Annotated in this window: 18 protein-coding genes, 2 tRNA genes and 1 pseudogene; 13 read left to right on the top strand and 8 right to left on the bottom strand. The window is 63.5% G+C overall.

Annotated features, from left to right (window positions below):
- Positions 1–164: 164 nt before the first annotated feature.
- The 3 genes from GV002_RS21215 to GV002_RS21205 are packed head-to-tail and all read left to right on the top strand — an operon-like array spanning position 165 to position 3,512.
- Positions 165–1,103 carry a rhodanese-related sulfurtransferase gene (locus GV002_RS21215; protein ID WP_160020266.1) on the top strand — a complete coding sequence of 313 codons (939 nt, stop codon included), beginning with the start codon at positions 165–167 and terminating at the stop codon, positions 1,101–1,103.
- A gap of 2 nt (positions 1,104–1,105) precedes the next feature.
- On the top strand, positions 1,106–1,738 hold the full coding sequence (locus tag GV002_RS21210; RefSeq protein ID WP_160020265.1) for a DsbA family protein: 633 nt from the start codon (positions 1,106–1,108) through the stop codon (positions 1,736–1,738).
- Entirely contained in the window at positions 1,731–3,512 is a 1,782-nt protein-coding gene (locus GV002_RS21205; RefSeq protein WP_160020264.1) for an ABC transporter ATP-binding protein, read from the top strand. The genes GV002_RS21210 and GV002_RS21205 overlap by 8 nt, the downstream gene beginning before the upstream one ends.
- A 281-nt stretch (positions 3,513–3,793) precedes the next feature.
- Here the strand turns inward: GV002_RS21205 and GV002_RS21200 are convergent, their stop codons facing one another.
- Positions 3,794–4,657: a LysR family transcriptional regulator gene (locus GV002_RS21200; protein ID WP_160020263.1), complete on the bottom strand. Its 864-nt coding sequence runs from the start codon at positions 4,655–4,657 to the stop codon at positions 3,794–3,796.
- A gap of 95 nt (positions 4,658–4,752) precedes the next feature.
- Between GV002_RS21200 and GV002_RS21195 the strand changes: the two genes are divergently transcribed.
- The 9 genes and pseudogenes from GV002_RS21195 to GV002_RS24695 all read left to right on the top strand — a co-directional run bounded on the left by GV002_RS21195 (position 4,753) and on the right by GV002_RS24695 (position 13,940).
- Entirely contained in the window at positions 4,753–5,490 is a 738-nt protein-coding gene (locus tag GV002_RS21195) for a CTP synthase (protein ID WP_160020262.1), read from the top strand.
- Positions 5,487–5,813, top strand: a complete 327-nt coding sequence (locus tag GV002_RS21190) for an antibiotic biosynthesis monooxygenase family protein (protein ID WP_160020261.1) — start codon at positions 5,487–5,489, stop codon at positions 5,811–5,813. The genes GV002_RS21195 and GV002_RS21190 overlap by 4 nt, the downstream gene beginning before the upstream one ends.
- 224 nt (positions 5,814–6,037) lie before the next feature.
- Entirely contained in the window at positions 6,038–7,123 is a 1,086-nt protein-coding gene (gene hppD, locus GV002_RS21185; RefSeq protein WP_160020260.1) for a 4-hydroxyphenylpyruvate dioxygenase, read from the top strand.
- A gap of 85 nt (positions 7,124–7,208) precedes the next feature.
- A complete protein-coding gene (locus GV002_RS21180; RefSeq protein ID WP_160020259.1) occupies positions 7,209–8,342 on the top strand; it encodes a homogentisate 1,2-dioxygenase in 1,134 nt (377 codons plus the stop codon).
- 92 nt (positions 8,343–8,434) lie between these two features.
- Positions 8,435–9,415, top strand: coding sequence for a fumarylacetoacetate hydrolase family protein (locus tag GV002_RS21175; RefSeq protein WP_160020258.1), 981 nt, complete (start codon positions 8,435–8,437; stop codon positions 9,413–9,415).
- A 67-nt stretch (positions 9,416–9,482) separates the two neighbouring features.
- On the top strand, positions 9,483–10,133 hold the full coding sequence (maiA, locus tag GV002_RS21170; RefSeq protein ID WP_160020257.1) for a maleylacetoacetate isomerase: 651 nt from the start codon (positions 9,483–9,485) through the stop codon (positions 10,131–10,133).
- A 90-nt stretch (positions 10,134–10,223) separates the two neighbouring features.
- The gene (locus GV002_RS21165; RefSeq protein ID WP_160020256.1) at positions 10,224–11,684 is read left to right on the top strand and encodes a sodium-dependent transporter; all 1,461 of its coding nucleotides are present in this window, start codon (positions 10,224–10,226) and stop codon (positions 11,682–11,684) included.
- Positions 11,685–11,990: 306 nt separating this feature from the next.
- A pseudogene (locus GV002_RS24700) lies at positions 11,991–13,082 on the top strand (HAMP domain-containing protein); the annotation flags it as partial.
- Complete coding sequence (locus GV002_RS24695) at positions 13,068–13,940, top strand: methyl-accepting chemotaxis protein (protein ID WP_372241849.1); 873 nt, start codon at positions 13,068–13,070, stop codon at positions 13,938–13,940. The pseudogene GV002_RS24700 and the gene GV002_RS24695, both read left to right, overlap by 15 nt.
- A gap of 267 nt (positions 13,941–14,207) precedes the next feature.
- Here GV002_RS24695 and GV002_RS21155 read toward each other — a convergent pair whose 3' ends face one another.
- Entirely contained in the window at positions 14,208–14,624 is a 417-nt protein-coding gene (locus tag GV002_RS21155) for a VOC family protein (protein ID WP_160020254.1), read from the bottom strand.
- A gap of 61 nt (positions 14,625–14,685) precedes the next feature.
- Between GV002_RS21155 and GV002_RS21150 the strand changes: the two genes are divergently transcribed.
- Positions 14,686–14,988, top strand: coding sequence for a putative quinol monooxygenase (locus GV002_RS21150; RefSeq protein ID WP_160020253.1), 303 nt, complete (start codon positions 14,686–14,688; stop codon positions 14,986–14,988).
- A gap of 29 nt (positions 14,989–15,017) precedes the next feature.
- Here GV002_RS21150 and tsaA read toward each other — a convergent pair whose 3' ends face one another.
- From tsaA to GV002_RS21120, 6 genes are all read right to left on the bottom strand, one after another.
- The gene (gene tsaA / locus GV002_RS21145) at positions 15,018–15,722 is read right to left on the bottom strand and encodes a tRNA (N6-threonylcarbamoyladenosine(37)-N6)-methyltransferase TrmO (RefSeq protein WP_160020252.1); all 705 of its coding nucleotides are present in this window, start codon (positions 15,720–15,722) and stop codon (positions 15,018–15,020) included.
- A gap of 10 nt (positions 15,723–15,732) precedes the next feature.
- Positions 15,733–15,939, bottom strand: coding sequence for a hypothetical protein (locus GV002_RS21140; RefSeq protein WP_160020251.1), 207 nt, complete (start codon positions 15,937–15,939; stop codon positions 15,733–15,735).
- Positions 15,940–15,982: 43 nt separating this feature from the next.
- On the bottom strand, positions 15,983–16,693 hold the full coding sequence (locus tag GV002_RS21135; RefSeq protein WP_160020250.1) for an rRNA pseudouridine synthase: 711 nt from the start codon (positions 16,691–16,693) through the stop codon (positions 15,983–15,985).
- A 102-nt stretch (positions 16,694–16,795) separates the two neighbouring features.
- On the bottom strand, positions 16,796–18,118 hold the full coding sequence (gene rimO / locus GV002_RS21130; protein WP_160020249.1) for a 30S ribosomal protein S12 methylthiotransferase RimO: 1,323 nt from the start codon (positions 18,116–18,118) through the stop codon (positions 16,796–16,798).
- A 142-nt stretch (positions 18,119–18,260) separates the two neighbouring features.
- Positions 18,261–18,337: transfer RNA gene (locus GV002_RS21125), tRNA-Met, on the bottom strand.
- Positions 18,338–18,452: 115 nt separating this feature from the next.
- A tRNA-Met gene (locus tag GV002_RS21120) sits at positions 18,453–18,529 on the bottom strand.
- Between the last annotated feature and the right edge of the window lie 151 nt (positions 18,530–18,680).

Raw genomic sequence — 18,680 nt, 5'->3', positions numbered from 1 at the left:
CGGATTGCATCCGGGCTACGCGACAGGCTGTCGCGCCCTGTCGCCAACTTACCCTGGTGATTCTCGGCTTTGCTACAATCGCCCTTCGCGCCGGCCTGCTGAGCCGGCGTTTTTCATGTCCCGCCAGTCCGCCCTTTACGTGGGTGACTACTGAGAGAATATTCATGACCGACAAGATCGTCGTCGCGGCGCTGTATAAATTCGTCTCCCTGCCGGATTACCAGGCGCTGCGCGAACCCCTGCTGCAAACCCTGATCGATAACGACATCAAGGGCACCCTGCTGCTCGCCGAAGAAGGCATCAATGGCACCGTTTCCGGCACGCGTGCCGGTATCGATGCACTGCTCGCCTGGTTCGCTCAGGACGCCCGCCTGGCCGATATCGACCACAAGGAATCCTACTGCGATGAGCAGCCGTTCTATCGCACCAAGGTCAAGCTGAAGAAAGAGATCGTCACCCTCGGCGTACCGGGCGTCGATCCCAACCAGCGCGTCGGCACCTATGTCGAGCCGCAGGACTGGAACGCCCTGATCAGCGACCCCGACGTGCTGCTGATCGATACCCGCAACGACTATGAAGTGGCCATCGGCACCTTCGAGGGTGCCATCGACCCCAAGACCAAGTCGTTCCGCGAGTTTCCCGAGTACATCCGCGAGCACTTCGACCCGAGCAGGCACAAGAAGGTGGCGATGTTCTGCACCGGTGGCATTCGCTGTGAGAAGGCCTCCAGCTACATGCTCGGCGAAGGTTTCGAGGAGGTCTATCACCTCAAGGGCGGTATTCTCAAATACCTCGAGGAAGTGCCGCAGGAAGAGACCAAGTGGCAGGGCGACTGCTTCGTCTTCGACAACCGCGTGACCGTGCGCCATGACCTGTCCGAAGGTGACTACGATCAGTGTCACGCTTGCCGCACGCCAATTTCCGTGGAAGACCGTCAGTCCGAGTTCTACAGCCCCGGTGTCAGCTGCCCGCATTGCTGGGATTCGCTGCCGGAGAAAACCCGCGAAAGCGCCCGTGAGCGGCAGAAGCAGATCGAGCTGGCGCGCCAGCGCAACCAGCCGCACCCCATTGGCCGTAACCCCCGCCAACTGAACGAGGCCTGACCATGGCTAGCCGCCTGCTCTACGTGATGGACCCGATGTGCTCCTGGTGCTGGGGTTTTGCACCGGTAATCGAAGCCCTCGCCGAGCAGGCGGCGGCAGCCTCTGTGCCGCTGCAGATCGTGGTGGGTGGCCTGCGCCGTGACCAGGTGGCCGTCGATGCTGCCGCCCGCGTGCGTTACCTGGGCTACTGGCAGGCGGTCAACGCCAGCACCGGGCAGCTGTTCGACTTCGAACGCGGTCTGCCCGAGGGGCTGGTGTATGACACCGAGCCTGCCTGCCGCGCCCTGGTCACAGCACGCAACCTCCATGCGCCGAGTGCCTGGACGCTGCTCAAGCTGATTCAGCAAGCCTTCTATACCGAAGGTGCCGATGTCACCCAGGCCAGCGTGCTTGTGCAACTGGCCGAACAGGCGGGTATCCCGCGCATCGAGTTCGCCGAGGCCTTCGACAGCCAGGCCATGGAGGAGGCGACTGCTGCCGACTTCACCTGGGTACAGGATCTGGGCATCGCCGGCTTCCCCACCTTGCTGGCCGAGCGCGATGGCCAGCTTGCTTTGTTGACCAACGGCTATCAACCGCTCGAGGTGCTGGCGCCGCTGTTGGGCCGCTGGCTGGAGCGCGCTGGCCATGCCTGATCGGTTGAGCTGGGCAGAAATCCGTCGCCTGGCCCTGCATCACAAGAAGGCGCTGATCCTGGCGAATCTGGTGGCCGTGCTGGCGACCCTGTGCAGTGTGCCGATCCCGTTGCTGTTGCCGCTGCTGGTGGACGAAGTGCTGCTGCATGACGGCGACGCGGCGCTCAAAGTGATGGACAACTTCCTGCCAGCCGGCTGGGAAACGGCGGCCGGCTATATCGGCCTGATGCTGCTGTTGACGCTGCTGCTGCGCAGCTCGGCGCTGATCTTCAACGTGTTGCAGGCGCGCCTGTTTGCCAGGCTGTCGAAGGACATCGTCTACCGCATCCGCATGCGCCTGATCGAACGGCTCAAGCGCATCTCCCTCGGTGAGTACGAGAGCCTGGGCGGCGGCACCGTGACCACCCACCTGGTCACCGATCTGGACACCCTGGACAAGTTCGTTGGCGAGACCCTGAGTCGTTTTCTGGTGGCGGTGCTGACCCTGGTCGGCACCTCGGCCATCCTGATCTGGATGCACTGGCAACTGGCCTTGCTGATCCTGCTGTTCAACCCGCTGGTGATCTACGCCACCGTGCTGCTGGGCAAGAAGGTCAAGCACCTGAAGAAGCTGGAGAACGACAGCACGTCGCGCTTCACTCAGGCGCTGACCGAGACCCTGGAAGCGATTCAGGAAGTGCGCGCCGGCAACCGCCAGGGCTACTTCCTTGGCCGTCTTGGTGGGCGCGCACGAGAGGTACGCGACTATGCCGTGGCCTCGCAGTGGAAGAGCGACGCCTCGAACCGGGCCAGTGGCCTGCTGTTTCAGTTCGGCATCGACGTGTTCCGCGCGGCGGCGATGCTCACCGTGCTGTTCTCCGACCTGTCCATTGGCCAGATGCTCGCGGTGTTCAGTTACCTGTGGTTCATGATCGGCCCGGTCGAACAATTGCTCAGCCTGCAGTACGCGTTCTATGCCGCAGGTGGTGCGCTGACCCGTATCAACGAGTTGCTGGCGCGCAAGGACGAGCCGCAGTACGACGGGCGCGTCGACCCTTTCAAGGGGCGCGACACGGTCGGTATCGAGGTACGCGGGTTGACCTTCGGCTATGGCGAGGAGCCAGTGCTGGATCGTCTCGATCTGTCCATCGGCCCGGGCGAGAAGGTGGCGATAGTCGGCGCCTCTGGCGGCGGCAAGAGCACGCTGGTGCAACTGCTGCTGGGTCTTTACACGCCGCAGGCCGGCAGCATTCGCTTCGGCGGTAGCGCGCTGGAGGAGATCGGCCTGGGCTGCGTGCGCGACAACGTGGCCGTGGTGCTGCAGCACCCGGCGTTGTTCAACGACACGGTGCGTGCCAACCTGACCATGGGGCGTGAACGCAGCGACGAGGCCTGCTGGCAGGCGCTGGAGATTGCCCAGTTGGCGCCGACTATCCATGCGCTGCCCCTGGGCCTGGACAGCGTGGTCGGGCGCAGCGGCGTGCGGCTCTCCGGCGGACAGCGCCAGCGCCTGGCGATTGCCCGCATGGTGTTGGCCGAGCCTAAGGTGGTGATTCTCGATGAGGCCACCTCGGCGCTGGATGCAGCCACCGAGTACGCCCTGCACGAAGCGCTAGCGCAGTTCCTTGAAGGTCGCACCACGCTGATCATCGCCCACCGCTTGAGCGCGGTGAAGCAGGCCGACCGCGTGCTGGTATTCGATGGCGGCAGCGTCGCCGAGGATGGCGACCACCAGCAGTTGATCGCTGAAGGTGGTCTGTACGCCAAGCTCTACGGGCATTTGCAGCAGGGCTGAACCCTGGGGTACGCCTTGCGCCCCGCGGCGATGAGGATTCTCGGTAAATTTTTCGCGGCTGAAGCCGCTCCTACGCTCCAGGCGGGCTGGGGGATCGGCCGGCTCTCAGTCGTAGCCCCGATGCAATCCGGGAGAGCTTCGTCACGCCATTTCCCGGATTGCATCCGGGCTACACAGCTTCCTCGCCTGTCGCGGCTGAAGCCCCTCCCACAAGGTTTCGCTGCTGCAATGACCGGCTGCCCCCGCTTCCGTGGGAGGCGCTTCAGCGGCGACGCTCTACCTCAGTCATGGCTCATCAAGGCTTCGCTCAACTCCTCGAACAGCGTCTGCACCGAACGTAAAGCGCGGCAGTCCGGGCGTGTCAGCAGCCAGAGTTCGGTGTCGCAGCCTGCCAGTGGCGGGCCGAGAGCCTTGAGTTCGGGATGGGCGCGCAGCACGAAGTCGGGCAGGGCGGCGACACCCAACCCGGCGCGTGCCAGTTGCGCCACGGCGTACATGCTGCTGCAGCGATAGCTGGGGGTGACGCTCGGCAATTCACGCAGGCGCCAGAGCACCGTGGCGTGATCCGGCATCGCCTCGTCCGGGGCGATCCAGCTCTGGCGCGCCAGGTCGCTGCGATCCTGATCATCGTCGCGGGCGCAGACGAGGTAGGAGACGGTGGCCAGGCGCCGGCCGACCAGATGCTCCGGCGGCTGATTGGTCAGGCGCAGGGCCAGGTCGGCGTCGCGCCGACTGAGGTTGGCGAAGTCGTTGGAAGTCACCAGCTCCAGCGCCAGCGCCGGATAGCTGGGCATGAAGCGCGCCAGCGCCGGCAGCAACAGGCTGCTCAGTACCGCATCGGTGCAGGTCAGGCGCACCGTGCCGCTGACCACTTGCTTGCCCAGTTCCAGCGCCACGCGTGCGGCATCCAGTGCCTGTTCGGCGCGCTCGGCCTGTTCGGCCAGGGCGCGCGCGGTTTCGCTGGGTTCGTAGCCGCGCCGGCTCTTCTCGAACAGCGCCACGCCCAGGGCGGCCTCCAGCCGGCGTACGGCGCGGAACACCGTGGATACGTCGACCTGCATCAGTTCTGCCGCACGCGCCAGGGAGCGACCACGCACCAGTGCGAGCACCAGGGACAGGTCGGTATGGTCGATCTGATATTGCATAGCTGCAATCTCTGCTTGTCTATTCGCCAATTATTATTGCGTGAGCGCCATCTTATAGTGGCCGGGAGACCGCCATGCAAGAAGGGGATAGGCGTATGTACAGCAAGTGTCGAGTCAAGGTCGCTCTGGTGGGTGACTACAATGCGGCGATTGCCGCGCACCGGGCCATTCCCGAAGCGCTGCGCCTGGCCAGCGAGGCGTTGGGGGTAGCGGTCGAGCATGACTGGCTGGCCACCGGCAGTCTCGTCGATGACGCCACCCTGATGGCTTACGACGGCATCTGGTGCGTACCGGGCAGCCCCTATGCCGCCACCGAAGGTGCGCTGCGCGCCATTCGTTTCGCGCGCGAGCAGGGTGTGCCGTTTCTAGGCACCTGTGGCGGCTTTCAGCACGCGCTGCTGGAGTACGCGCGTAACCGCCTGGGTTGGACCGATGCCGAGCATGCCGAGCTGTCGCCGCAAGCGCAGAGCCCTCTGATCGCGCCCCTGAGCTGTGCCTTGCTGGACGTCAGCGAGCATGTGCACCTGGTCTCCGGCTCGCGCATTGCCGAGCTCTACGGTGTGCGCGAGATCAGCGAGCAGTACCTGTGCCGCTATGGTCTCGTCGATGCCTTCGTCGAGCCGCTGATGGCCCAGGCGCTGAAGGCCTCCGGGCATGACCAGGCCGGTGCGGTGCGCGCCATCGAACTGGAGGATCATCCGTTCTTCATCGCTACCCTGTTTCAGCCCGAGCGTGCCGCGCTGGAAGGGCGCCTGCCGCCGGTCGTGGCCGGTCTGGTCGGCGCCTGTGCGGTGCAATCGGTACACGAAGCACATCTGCAGGCAGCCGTGTGATCGCCGCCACGCCTGAGCCACCTTATTACGTGGTGATGTTCACCTCCCAGCGTACGGAGGTGGACGCCGGCTATGCCGAGGCGGCGCAGCGCATGCTGGAGCTGGCTGCGCAGCAGCCCGGCTTTCTCGGTGTGGAGTCGGCGCGCAGCGATGGCCTGGGCATCACCCTGTCCTACTGGCAGAGCGAGGAGGCCATTCAGGCCTGGCGCGAGCATGCCGAACACAGCGCCGTTCGCGAACAGGGACGCGCCGATTGGTACGCTGTCTTCACCACGCGCGTGGCCAAGGTGGAGCGAGCCTACACCTTCTCGCGCCGGGGCTGAGTAATAGCGGCAAGCCGGCTGACCGCCGTGTAAGGATTTTTTTACGGTTGCCAGGGCTTTGCCTGCCTTGCCGGAGAGGCGTAAGGAAAATTTGCCACTGCCGCACGCGGCCACTGCGTCGAAGTGTCGCAAACCATCTTGAGAGCGGCTCTGCGCTCGGTTGTCATGAGGTTGTCCGCACCGCATTCGTGCGGTTGCCATAACAATGACAATCAGGAGGCGAAATGACCGCCGTGGCCAAGATCGAGCAGCACAACCCCATCGGAACCGACGGTTTCGAGTTCGTCGAATTTACCGCACCGAATGCCGAAGGCATCGAGCAACTGCGCCAGTTGTTCACCGCCATGGGTTTCACCGAGACCGCCAAGCACCGCTCGAAAGAGGTGTGGCTGTTCCAGCAGAACGACATCAACATCGTGCTTAACGGCAGCCCCACCGGCCACGTGCGCGCCTTCGGCGAGAAGCATGGCCCCAGCGCCTGCGCCATGGCCTTCCGGGTCAAGAACGCGGCCCAGGCCGCCGCCTACGTCGAGCAGCAGGGCGCCACGCTGGTGGGCAGCCACGCCAATTTCGGCGAGCTGAACATCCCCTGCGTCGAAGGCATCGGCGGTTCCCTGCTGTATCTGGTTGACCGTTACGGCGACAAGAGCATCTATGACGTCGACTTCGAGTACATCGAAGGTCGCAGCCCCAACGACAACGCCGTCGGCCTGCAGTGCATCGACCACCTGACCCACAACGTGCGTCGCGGACAGATGGATGTCTGGTCCGGCTTCTATGAGCGCATCGCCAACTTCCGCGAGATCCGCTACTTCGACATCGAGGGCAAGCTCACCGGCCTGTTCTCCCGCGCCATGACCGCGCCGTGCGGCAAGATCCGCATCCCGATCAACGAGTCGGCCGATGACAAATCGCAGATCGAGGAATTCATCCGCGAATACCACGGCGAAGGCATCCAGCACATCGCCCTGTCCACCGACGACATCTACGCCACCGTGCGCCAGCTGCGTGCCAACGGCGTCGACTTCATGACCACCCCGGACACCTATTACGAGAAGGTCGACAGCCGCGTCGCCGGCCATGGCGAACCGACCGATGTACTGCGCGAGTTGAACATCCTGATCGACGGTGCACCTGGCGACGACGGCATCCTGCTGCAGATCTTCACCAACACGGTGATCGGTCCGATCTTCTTCGAGATCATTCAGCGCAAGGGTAACCAGGGCTTTGGCGAGGGCAATTTCAAGGCGCTGTTCGAATCCATCGAGGAAGACCAGCTGCGTCGCGGCGTGATCTCCGAGGAGCCATGATGCGCCTGGTCCGTAGGGTGCGCCGTGCGCACCATCAGCCTCGTGTCACTCGGTGCGAAACGCGCACTCTATCGGGAGCCTGCTCATGAGCCGCAAATGGATCAGCTTTCCTCTGCGTGAAGGCGAGTGCTCGCGTCAGGCACATTGCGACCTGCCGCAGGGCACCTACGAGCGCGAGATGGGTCGCGAGGGCTTCTTCGGTCCCACCGCGCACCTGCACCACAAGCATCCGCCCACCGGCTGGATCGACTGGGAAGGTCCGCTGCGCCCGCACGCGTTCAACTTCAACGACATCCCCAGCGAGCGAGACTGCCCGCTGGCGGCGCCGCTGACGCTGCACAACGCCGACGTCAAGCTGCGTGTCTGGCGCACTCACGGCGCGATGCGCCATCTGGTACGTAACGCCGATGGTGACGAGTTGCTGTTCGTGCACGAAGGCAGCGGGCACTTCTATTGCGACTTCGGCCATCTGGAGTACCGCGACGGCGATTACCTGCTGATCCCGCGTGGCACCGCCTGGCGTATCGAGGCCAACACGCCGAGCTACTTCCTGCTGATCGAGAACACCGACGGCGCCTACCAGTTGCCGGACAAAGGTCTGCTCGGGCCGCAGGCGATCTTCGACCTGGCCGTGTTGGAGCACCCGCATATCGATGAGGCCTTCAAGGCGCAACAGGACGAGAACACCTGGCAAATCCGCATCAAGCGGCGCGGCCAGATCAGCACTGTGACCTACCCCTACAACCCGCTGGACGTGGTCGGCTGGCATGGTGACAACACCGTGGTGCGCCTGAACTGGCGCGACATTCGTCCGCTGATCAGCCATCGCTACCACCTGCCGCCGTCGGTGCACACCACCTTCGTCGCCAGCGGTTTCGTGATCTGCACCTTTACCCCGCGCCCGGTGGAATCCGACCCCGGCGCGCTCAAGGTGCCGTTCTTCCACAACAACGACGACTACGACGAAGTGCTGTTCTATCACCGTGGCAATTTCTTCAGCCGCGACAACATCGAGCAGGGCATGGTCACTCTGCATCCGTGCGGCTTCCCCCATGGACCGCACCCCAAGGCGCTGAAGAAGAGCCAGGTCGATCCGGCCACCTTCATCGACGAGGTGGCGGTGATGATCGACACGCGTCGCGCCCTGGAGGTGGCCGATGCCGCCAGTGCGGTGGACGTGGCCGAGTACGTCAACTCCTGGCGCGCGCCGGGGCTCTAGGTTTAACGAACCTGTAGGAGCCGGCTTGCCGGCGATCAGCGATCCCCGGATCGCCGGCAAGCCGGCTCCTACGCCAAGAACGGAAATCGCATATGAAACTCGCATCACTGAACCAAGGCCGCGATGGCGTGCTGATCGTCGTTTCCCGCGATCTCACCCGCGCTGTACTCGCGCCGCAGATCGCTTTCACCCTGCAGGCCGCGCTGGACGACTGGGCCGTGGCCCGGCCAAAGCTGGAGGCGGTCTATCAGCGTCTCAACGACGGCCTGGAGGAGGGCGCCTTCGCCTTCGATCAGAGCGCCTGCCACAGTCCGTTGCCGCGCGCCTACCACTGGGCCGACGGCAGTGCCTACGTCAACCATGTCGAACTGGTGCGCAAGGCGCGCGGCGCCGAGATGCCGGAATCCTTCTGGCACGACCCGCTGATGTATCAGGGGGGTGCCGATGCCTTCATCCCGCCGCACAGCCCGATCCGCCTGGCAGACGAAGCCTGGGGCATCGATCTGGAAGCCGAGCTGGCGGTGATCACCGATGACGTGCCGATGGGCGCCACGCCGGCCGAAGCGGCAGGCCATATCCGACTGCTGATGCTGGTCAACGATGTCTCGTTGCGCAACCTGATCCCTGGCGAGCTGGCCAAGGGCTTCGGTTTCTACCAGAGCAAGCCGTCATCGAGCTTCTCGCCGGTGGCCATCACCCCTGACGAGCTGGGTGAAAGCTGGAAGGACGGCAAGGTGCATAGGCCGCTGGTGTCGCACATCAACGGCGCGTTGTTCGGCCAGCCGAACGCTGGTGTGGACATGACCTTCAACTTCCCAAACCTGGTAGCGCATGCCGCCAAGACCCGGCCGCTGGGCGCGGGCACCATCATCGGCTCGGGCACGGTGTCGAATTACGACCGCAGCGCCGGCTCGAGCTGCCTGGCGGAAAAACGCATGCTGGAGATCGTCGAGCAGGGCGAGGCGAAGACGCCGTTCCTCAAGTTTGGCGACCGGGTGCGCATCGAGATGTTCGACGTTGCCGGACAGAGCATCTTCGGTGCCATCGATCAGGTGGTGGAAAAATATGAGTAGCCCGGATGAAATCCGGGAAATTCCCAGGTCAGTCCCGGATTGCATCCGGGCTACGGGGGGATGATCGATGCTGAAACTCTACGGCTACTGGCGTTCCAGCGCCGCCTACCGTGTGCGTATCGCCCTCAACCTCAAGGGCCTGGCCTGTGAACAGGTGCCGGTGCACCTGGTCAAGGACGGCGGCCAGCAGCACGGCGCCGATTATCGCGGGCTGAACCCGCAGGGCCTGTTGCCGCTCCTGGTGGATGAGGAGAACGGCGGCGTGCGCATCGCCCAGTCGCTGGCGATCATCGAATACCTCGAAGAGATCTTCCCGGTGCCGGCGTTGTTGCCGGCCGACCCGGCCGAGCGCGCCCAGGTGCGGGCGCTGGCGCTGCATATCGCCTGTGACGTGCATCCGCTGAACAACCTGCGCGTGCTGCAGTATCTGTCCAGCGAACTGGGCGTCGCCGATGAGGCGAAGAACGCCTGGTACCGGCACTGGGTCGCGCTGGGCCTGGCCGCCGTGGAGGAGGGCCTGGTCGTTTTCGACGGACGCCTGTCGCTTGGCGAGCGGCCTGGATATCTGGAAGCCTGCCTGATCCCGCAGCTGTATAATGCGCGGCGTTTTAACTGTGACCTTGCCGCGTATCCACGCATTGTCGCCATGGCGGCGCGCTGTGAACCCCTGGAGGCCTTCCAACTGGCCGCACCGGAGGCACAAACCGACGCCCAGTGACACTTTCGGCTTCACCCAAGCCTTGCATTCCGCTGCGCCACAAGCGCAGCGGGTCCGATTCCGTCACAGATAAAAACAAACAGGTGACGCATGACCCGTGAAAAACCGAAGAACCTCTGGCTCTCGCGCTGGGGTTTCATCCTCGCTGCAACCGGCTCGGCCGTCGGGCTGGGCAATATCTGGAAATTCCCCTACATCACTGGCGAATACGGCGGCGGCGCCTTCGTGCTGATGTACCTGGCGTGCATCCTGGCCATTGGCATTCCGGTGATGATGACCGAGATCGCCATCGGTCGTCGTGGCCGCGGCAGTCCCATCGACGCCATCGGTCGCGTGGTGCGCGAGAACGGCGGCAACCCGCTGTGGAAGGCGGTTGGCGGCATGGCCATGCTCGCCGGTTTCATGATCCTGTGTTTCTACGTGGTGGTGGCCGGCTGGGCCTTTGCCTATACGTGGAAGATGCTCGACGGCTCGCTGGCCGCGACCAGTGTCGAGGCGCTGGGCGGGGTATTCGAAGCGCATAACGCCAACCCCTGGCAACTCGGCGGCTGGAGCGTGCTGGTGGCATTGCTGACCCTTTGGATCGTGGCCAAGGGCGTACAGAAAGGTATCGAAAGTGCGGTGCGCTGGATGATGCCGGGCCTGGCCCTGATGCTGGTGGCGTTGGTTGGCTATGCCTTCACCAGCGGCAGTTTCAGCGCCGGTTTCGGTTTTCTGTTCCATTTCGATGCCTCGAAGATCACCGGTGAGGCGCTGCTGGCGGCCTTGGGCCACGCCTTCTTCACCCTGAGCCTGGCCTCGGGCGCCATCCTCACCTACGGCTCCTACATTCCGGACGGCCAATCCATCGCGCGCACCACCTTCGTCGTCGCCCTCTGCGATACCTGTGTGGCGTTGCTGGCCGGCCTGGCGATCTTCCCGATCATCTTCGCCAACGGCATGAGCCCGAGCGCCGGACCGGGTCTGATCTTCATGAGCCTGCCGCTGGCCTTCCAGCAGATGCCGTTCGGCACCGCCTTCGGCGTGTTGTTCTTCGCCATGGTGTCGATCGCCGCGTTGACCTCGGCGATCTCGATGATCGAAGCCAGCGTGGCCTACCTGAACGAGAAGTACGGCATCAGTCGTCTGCGTGCGGCGATGGGCGCTGGTGCGGTGCTACTGGTGATCAGCCTGGTGGCGATGCTGTCGTTCAACCTGCTGGCGGGCTGGACGCCGCTGGGCAAGAACTTCTTCGACTGGCTGGACTACCTCACCTCGCGCTGGATGATGCCATTGGGTGGCATCTTCATGGTGGTGCTCGCTGGCTATGCACTGCGCGGCGAGATCATGCGTGACGAGCTGGACCTGCCGCCTGCGGGCTACGCGCTGTGGCTGTTCATGGTGCGCTATGTCAGCCCGGTGCTGATCATGGTGGTGTTCCTGCATGCGCTGGGCTGGTTGATGTTCGACCCGGTGCTGCAGTGGTACTGGATCGCTGGCGCCATCGGCTTGCTGGCCGTGGCGGGCGAAATCCTGCGGCCAAGGGTGGTACCGGCGCTCGCCGGACGCTGATCGGGGCTCGAATCGAAGGGCGCAGCTGCGTTGGACGCTGCGCCCTTTTTATTGCTGGCTTGCTCACAGGATTTGCTAGGTAGGCGATAATTCGCCATTCGTTCGGCGTCAATAAGCGGATAATTGCCGGTTATAGCGGTTTCCCAGATTATGCCCGAAGAAATGGGTTGGCGAATTGCCAGCACTCAAGCTGGGCGCCTTTGCTGCCGATACATGGGGTTCGATCTGGCACAGCAGTTGCCTCACCTTCCGACCAGGCCGCGTTCACGAGACGTGGCTCTATAAGAAGAACCGGAGTCGCCCTTTATGTTCAAGCCTGCCGCACGCTTTTTCGCCAACCTTGCCGTAGGCAAGAAACTTCTCATCGGGTTTGGTCTGGTGCTGTTGCTCACTGCTGCCATGACGGTCAGCGGTTACCTTGCTGTTCAGGCGGTGCTGCATGGACATGAGCAGGTCGGGGAGTTGGCTCAGGTGAACCAGGAGATCCTCGAGGCGCGTCGGCTTGAACGCAATTTCGCCATCGAGCAGAGCCCAGAGAGTGCACAGCGCGTCCGCGACAGCCTGCTCAAGGTGCAGGACATGCTGGAGCATCTGGGCAAAGACTCTGCCGAAGGAACGCGCGTGCAGACCATGCAGCAGGCTGCCGCTGAGTACCTGAAGCAGTTCGACAATTATGTCGAGCAGCAGGACAAGTCTCGCGAGGCCCGTCAGGACATGCGCAGTGCCGCCGCCGAAGCACGCGACCAGTTCGAAGTGATCGAGCTGGACATGTACGACGCGGTGCGTGAGCTGCGTCTGCAGGGCGACCGACTGCGCGGCAGCGACCCGCTGACCCTGGCGGAAACCGCATCCGGTCTGAGCAAGCGCATGCTCGACCTGCGAGGCCAGGAAAGCCTGTACATCATCGACGGTTCGCCCGAAGCGCTGGAAGAGTGGGAGTACGTCAGCGAGGATCTGCAGACCGTCGCCCGCAGCCTGACCGTCTGGCTCGAGGATGATCAGAAAGCGTCCATTGAAACCGCTTTGCAGGCGCTGACTCTTTACCAGCGTTCCTTTCTCTATTATCAGCAGCTGCGCGAGCAGAACCTGGCCACCGAAAAGGCCATGATCGAGCGCGCACGTTCGGTCGTCGATCTGGCCGAGTCAGCCCAGGCCAGCGCCGAGACCCGCATGCTCGCCGACTCCCAGCGCGCGCTGGTGCTGCTGGGCTTCATGGGCGCGGCCGCCGTGGTGTTGGGCCTGTGCGCCGCGTTGCTGATCACCCGTCTGATCGTGGCACCGCTGCGCCAGAGCGTAGGTTTTGCACAGCGCATCGCCGCCGGCGATCTCAGCCAGGACATCCCGCAGGATCGCCGTGACGAAGTCGGGCAGCTGCTTGCTGCCATGCAGGACATGACCGTCAGCCTGCGCAATCTGGTCAGCCGCATTGGCGGTGGGGTCGGACAAATCGCCGCGGCTGCCGAGCAGTTGTCAGCCATTACCGCGCAGACCAGCGCCGGTGTGCAGACGCAGAAGCTTGAAACCGAGCAGACCGCTACCGCCATGCACCAGATGGCCGCGACCGTGCAGGAAGTGGCGCAGAACGCCGAGCAGGCCTCGCTGGCCGCACGTGATGCCGACCTGGAGGCACAACAGGGCAATCGCGTGGTGCAACAGGCCGTGGATCAGATCGACAATCTGGCCAGCGAAGTGGAACAGTCGGCCAAGGCCATCGCCGACCTGAATCAGGAAAGCGCGCGTATCGGCAGTGTGCTGGAGGTGATTCGCAACGTTGCCGAGCAGACCAACCTGCTGGCGCTCAACGCGGCCATCGAAGCGGCGCGTGCAGGTGAGCAGGGCCGTGGTTTCGCCGTGGTCGCTGACGAGGTTCGCGCGCTGGCCAAGCGTGCCCAGGACAGCACAGAAGAGATCGAGAGCCTGATCGCCGGCCTGCAACGCATGGCCAAGGGCGCCGTGCAGCAGATGGACAGCAGCCGTGATCTGACTCGCCGCACCGTCGAACTGGCGGGCGAGGCTGGCGACGCACTGGGGCGCATCACCCTGGCAGTGAGCACCATCGAGCAGATGAACCAGCAGATCGCCGCTGCCGCCGAAGAGCAGAGCGCGGTAGCCGACGCGATCAACGAAAGCGTCACTCGCGTACGAGACATCGGGGAGCAGAGCGCCACTGCCAGCGAGCAGACTGCGGCGTCCAGCGCCGAGCTGGCGCGTTTGGGCGTGGAGCTGCAGGAGCTGGTGCGGCAGTTCCGCACCTGAATCTGATGCTGCTGGACGTAGGGTGCGCTGCGTGCATCGGGGTACATGAAGGGTGAAGGGCGTAGGGCGGACTCAGGAGCGTCAGCGAACAGTCCGTCGTCTTCGGCGCGGCAATAGTACTGACGGCGTACTGCTTCGCGAGTACGCCCTACAGCGCTGACGAATGTAGGTGCGCTATGCGCACCGGGACAGGTGTGCGGCCGCCTTGAGTTCTATGCGCCGCCGATAACGCAGGCGGTGCGCACGGCGCACCCTACGGAGCGATCGCTATGCTTGCGGCGGGGTGAAGCGCTGGCCCGAGATTGCAGGATGATAGAGCGGCTGGACCTTGTTGCCGGCCGGGTCCAGCAGGTGAAAGCTGCGCGCACCGTCGCCATGATCGAATGGCCGGTCCAGCAAGGTTACCCCGCGTGCCTTGAGGTACTGGTACCAGGCGTCCAGTTCCTCGGCGCTATCGACGATGAAACCGTAATGATCCACCAGCGGCACGCCGTGGCTCTCGGCATACGCGCGGCCGAGCGACAGGTTGTCGTTGCCGCAGGTCAGGTAGACCAGGTCCTCGTTGGCGCGATGCAGCAACTGCATGCCCAGCACGTCCACGTAGAAGCGCTCGCACGCTTCCAGGTTGGGTACCAGCAGGGCCAGGTGGCGCAAGCCATTGAGACGGGATGGGCGTTCGAGCATCTTTTTGTACTCCAATATGTATACAATTATTTTTCGAATATAAAACATATTGGAGGTTGCCGTGTACGTGCTATTGCTCAAGACCCAACTCAAACCGGGTAGTTTCGAAGCGTTCATGGACGCCATGCGCGTCAACGCCGCCGCCTCGGTGCGCGATGAACCGGGCTGCCTGACCTTCGACGTGATGCGTGACCGCAGCGACCCTGATCGGGTCTGGTTGTACGAGGTGTATGTCGACGAGGCGGCTTTCGAGGCGCATACGCGAACCGCGCATTTCCTCGCCAGCCGGCCGCTGGTGGAGCCGCTGATCGAGCGTCAGGAAGCTATCGAGGCCGATATGCTGGCGCTTAATCCATCGCGCTGAAGAGAGACTGCTGCGAAGGCTTGGCTCGGTCAGGCCGTGCTTTGTGCCATCTGCATATCCAGCACCCGGATACGCCCTGGCTCGGGATAGTGCCAGTGCACATCCAGATCCCAGAAGCACGCGCCGTAGCGCCGCTCGGGCTGCGGTTGCTGATAGGCCGGGCGCGGATCCTGCGCCAGGCACTGCTCGATCAGTTCCACCAAGGGTTCACCCAGGCGCAGCGCGTGTTGGCGCGCCAGGTGTAGCGCGCCGTCCTGCCAGTCCACGGCAATCAGTGAAGGTGGCGCGTCGGCCATGTCGTTGCGGGCATCGGCCACGGCATCGGCGTAGGGCACGTAGGGCTTGATATCCAGCACCGGGGTGCCGTCGAGCAGGTCGATGCCGGACAGATGCAGACGGCCTGGCTCGACTTTCTCCAGGCGTACCACCGATTGGCCGATGCCGTTGGGGCGGTGGGTGGCGCGGGTGCTGAACACGCCGACTGACTGATTGCCGCCCAGGCGCGGCGGGCGTACTTTCAGGCGCGGCTTGTCTTCCAGCGCCTGGTGAAAGAGAAACAGCAACCAGACGTGGCTGACCTGCTCCAGTCCCTGCACGGCCTCGCCCTGATCGAAGGGCGGCAACAGCTCCAGCACGCCGCGCGCGGCGGGCGCCAGGTGCGGCTGGCGAGGGATGGCGAATTTTTCCTTGAAGCAGGAGCGAACGATACCGACCGGAGAAACCAGATGCTGCATGCTGTTCTTCTTAGCGGCTACGTACGGGAGCGTCGCGCGCTACCCGGCAGCCGGCGTCGCGGAATGGACCGGTGAAACGAATCCAGCCCTCACCAGGGCTGACCTGAGCGCAGGTCAGGTGGCCATCGACCTTGCTCTGCCAGAGGAAGAACGGCGCAGGTGCGGCGAGGCCGGGCAGGCTCAGTGCGAGCAGTGCGATGAGGAGCAGGGTACGCATGATGGTGGTCTCCAGAGCGTGACGAACACAGCCTAACACGGTCTCAGAATCGTTCTTTCTCGCCCAGATAGCGCCATTGCCCGACCGGCAACTTGGCCATGGGTACGCCGCCGATGCGGATGCGCTTCATGCCCAGCACTTTCAGGCCCAGCGCCGCGCAGATCTGCCGCAGCAGGTCAGGAGCCGGATTCTTCAGCGCGAAGCGCAGGCGCTGTTCGCTCTGCCAGCTGGCCTTGCACGGCGGGAACTGCGTGCCCTTGTGCAGCCAACCTTTCTTCAGGCGTTCCAGTGCGCTGGCGGGCACTTCGCCGGCTACCTCGACCAGGTATTCCTGTTCCAGCTTGGCGGCGTCCTCGCGCAGCTTGCGTTGCGTGCGCCAGTCCTGGCTGAGCACTATCAGGCCGCTGGCACCGGTCTGCAGTGGCAGGCTCTGCTCCTGGCGCAGGAAGTGGCCATGCAGGACGCGTTGGGCGTGCGGGTCCTCTTCCCAGTGTCGTTCGCGCACCAGCAAGTGCTGCAACTGTGCGGCGTTGCAGCCAGTCGAGCCATGCACCAGCAGGGTGACGGGCTCCACGGGGTCAAGGCGGGCATCGGGGTGCAATTCGACGCGTTGACCTTCGACCTTGAACTGCGGCGCTTCGACCACTTGGCCGTCCACCGTCACCCAGCCTCCTGCGATGTAAAGATCGGCTTCACGGCGCGAGCATCCGAACAGTTCGATGACGCGTTTGGACAGACGGGTGGCTTCGCTCATGACGGCGCTCGAAAAAAAGAAGGTCATTGTACCGGCAAGAAGCTGTGGCGCCGGGAAAGAAAAAGCCCCGCATGCTGCGGGGCTTTTCAGGACGCAGGTGGGTCAGACCAACTCGCCCCACATGTCGTACTCGTCGGCGTCGACGATGCGCACGCGTACCTTGTCGCCCGGCTTGACGTCGGGGGAGTCGATGAACACGCTGCCGTCGATCTCCGGGGCGTCGGCCCAGGAGCGGGCCACGGCGCCTTCGCCGTCCACTTCGTCGATCAGTACGTCCATCTCCAGGCCGATCTTGGCCTGCAGGCGTGCAGAGCTGATGGCCTGCTGGTGCGCCATGAAGCGCTCCCAGCGGTCCTGCTTGACGTCATCAGGCACTACTTCCAGACCCAGGTCGTTGGCTGGTGCGCCCTCGACTGGCGAATACTGGAAGCAACCGACGCGGTCGAGCTGCGCTTCCGTGAGCCAGTCCAGCAGGTACTGGAAGTCTTCCTCGGTCTCGCCGGGGAAACCGACGATGAAGGTGGAGCGGATGGTCAGCTCCGGGCAGATCTCGCGCCACTTCTTGATGCGCGCCAGGGTCTTGTCTTCGAAGGCCGGGCGCTTCATCGACTTGAGTACTTTCGGGCTGGCGTGCTGGAAGGGGATGTCCAGGTACGGCAACAGCTTGCCGGCGGCCATCAGCGGGATCACGTCATCGACGTTGGGGTAGGGGTAGACGTAGTGCAGGCGCACCCACACACCCATCGACGACAGCGCTTCGCACAGCTCGAGCATGCGCGTTTTCACCGGCTGGCCGTTCCAGAAGTCCAGCTTGTACTTCATATCGACGCCGTAGGCGCTGGTGTCCTGGCTGATCACCAGCAGCTCCTTGACACCGGCCTTGACCAGGCGCTCGGCTTCGCTGAGCACATCGCCAACCGGACGGCTGACCAGCTTGCCGCGCATCGACGGAATGATGCAGAAGCTGCAGCTGTGGTTGCAGCCTTCGGAAATCTTCAAATAAGCGTAGTGACGCGGGGTCAGCTTGATGCCTTGCGGCGGCACCAGGTCGATCAGCGGGTTGTGATCGGTCTTCGGCGGAATGACTTCATGTACAGCATTGACCACCTGCTCGTACTGCTGTGGGCCGGTAACGGCCAGCACGCTCGGGTGCACATCGCGGATGCTGTCTTCGGCTACGCCCATGCAGCCGGTGACGATCACCTTGCCGTTCTCGGCCAGCGCCTCACCGATGGCGTCCAGCGATTCGGCCTTGGCACTGTCGATGAAGCCACAGGTGTTGACCACCACCACATCAGCATCCTGGTAGGTCGGTACGATCTCGTAACCTTCCATGCGCAGCTGGGTCAGGATGCGTTCGGAGTCAACGGTCGCTTTCGGGCAACCAAGGCTGACGAATCCGACTTTCGGTGTGGCGGTGGACATGCGAGCTAACCTCTAAGGGCGCCTGGGTGGCGCCTCTGATCAAAAAGTGCGCAATTCTAGCGGCGGATCATACGCTTGACCAGTACTGGTCAGGGGGCGGAAACGAAAAAGGCCACTCGATTGAGTGGCCTTTATCTGAAGGTGGTTGCGGGAGCAGGATTTGAACCTACGACCTTCGGGTTATGAGCCCGACGAGCTACCAGACTGCTCCATCCCGCGGCGGCCATTCTACTTAGGGAGAGTGTGTTGTCAATCGGTTTCTTTCTTTTAATCGAAAATACTAATCGACCAGGCAAACAAAAAGGCCACTCGTTAGAGTGGCCTTTCCGGAAGGTGGTTGCGGGAGCAGGATTTGAACCTACGACCTTCGGGTTATGAGCCCGACGAGCTACCAGACTGCTCCATCCCGCGGCGGCCATTCTACTCAGGGAGAGAGTGTTGTCAATCGGTTTCTTTCTTTTAATCGAAAATACTAATCGACCAGGCAAACAAAAAGGCCACTCGTTAGAGTGGCCTTTCCGGAAGGTGGTTGCGGGAGCAGGATTTGAACCTACGACCTTCG

The organism is Pseudomonas sp. 8O (genome assembly GCF_902506495.1).
Lineage (GTDB): Bacteria > Pseudomonadota > Gammaproteobacteria > Pseudomonadales > Pseudomonadaceae > Aquipseudomonas > Aquipseudomonas chaetocerotis.
This window is presented reverse-complemented; position numbering and strand designations above follow the sequence as displayed.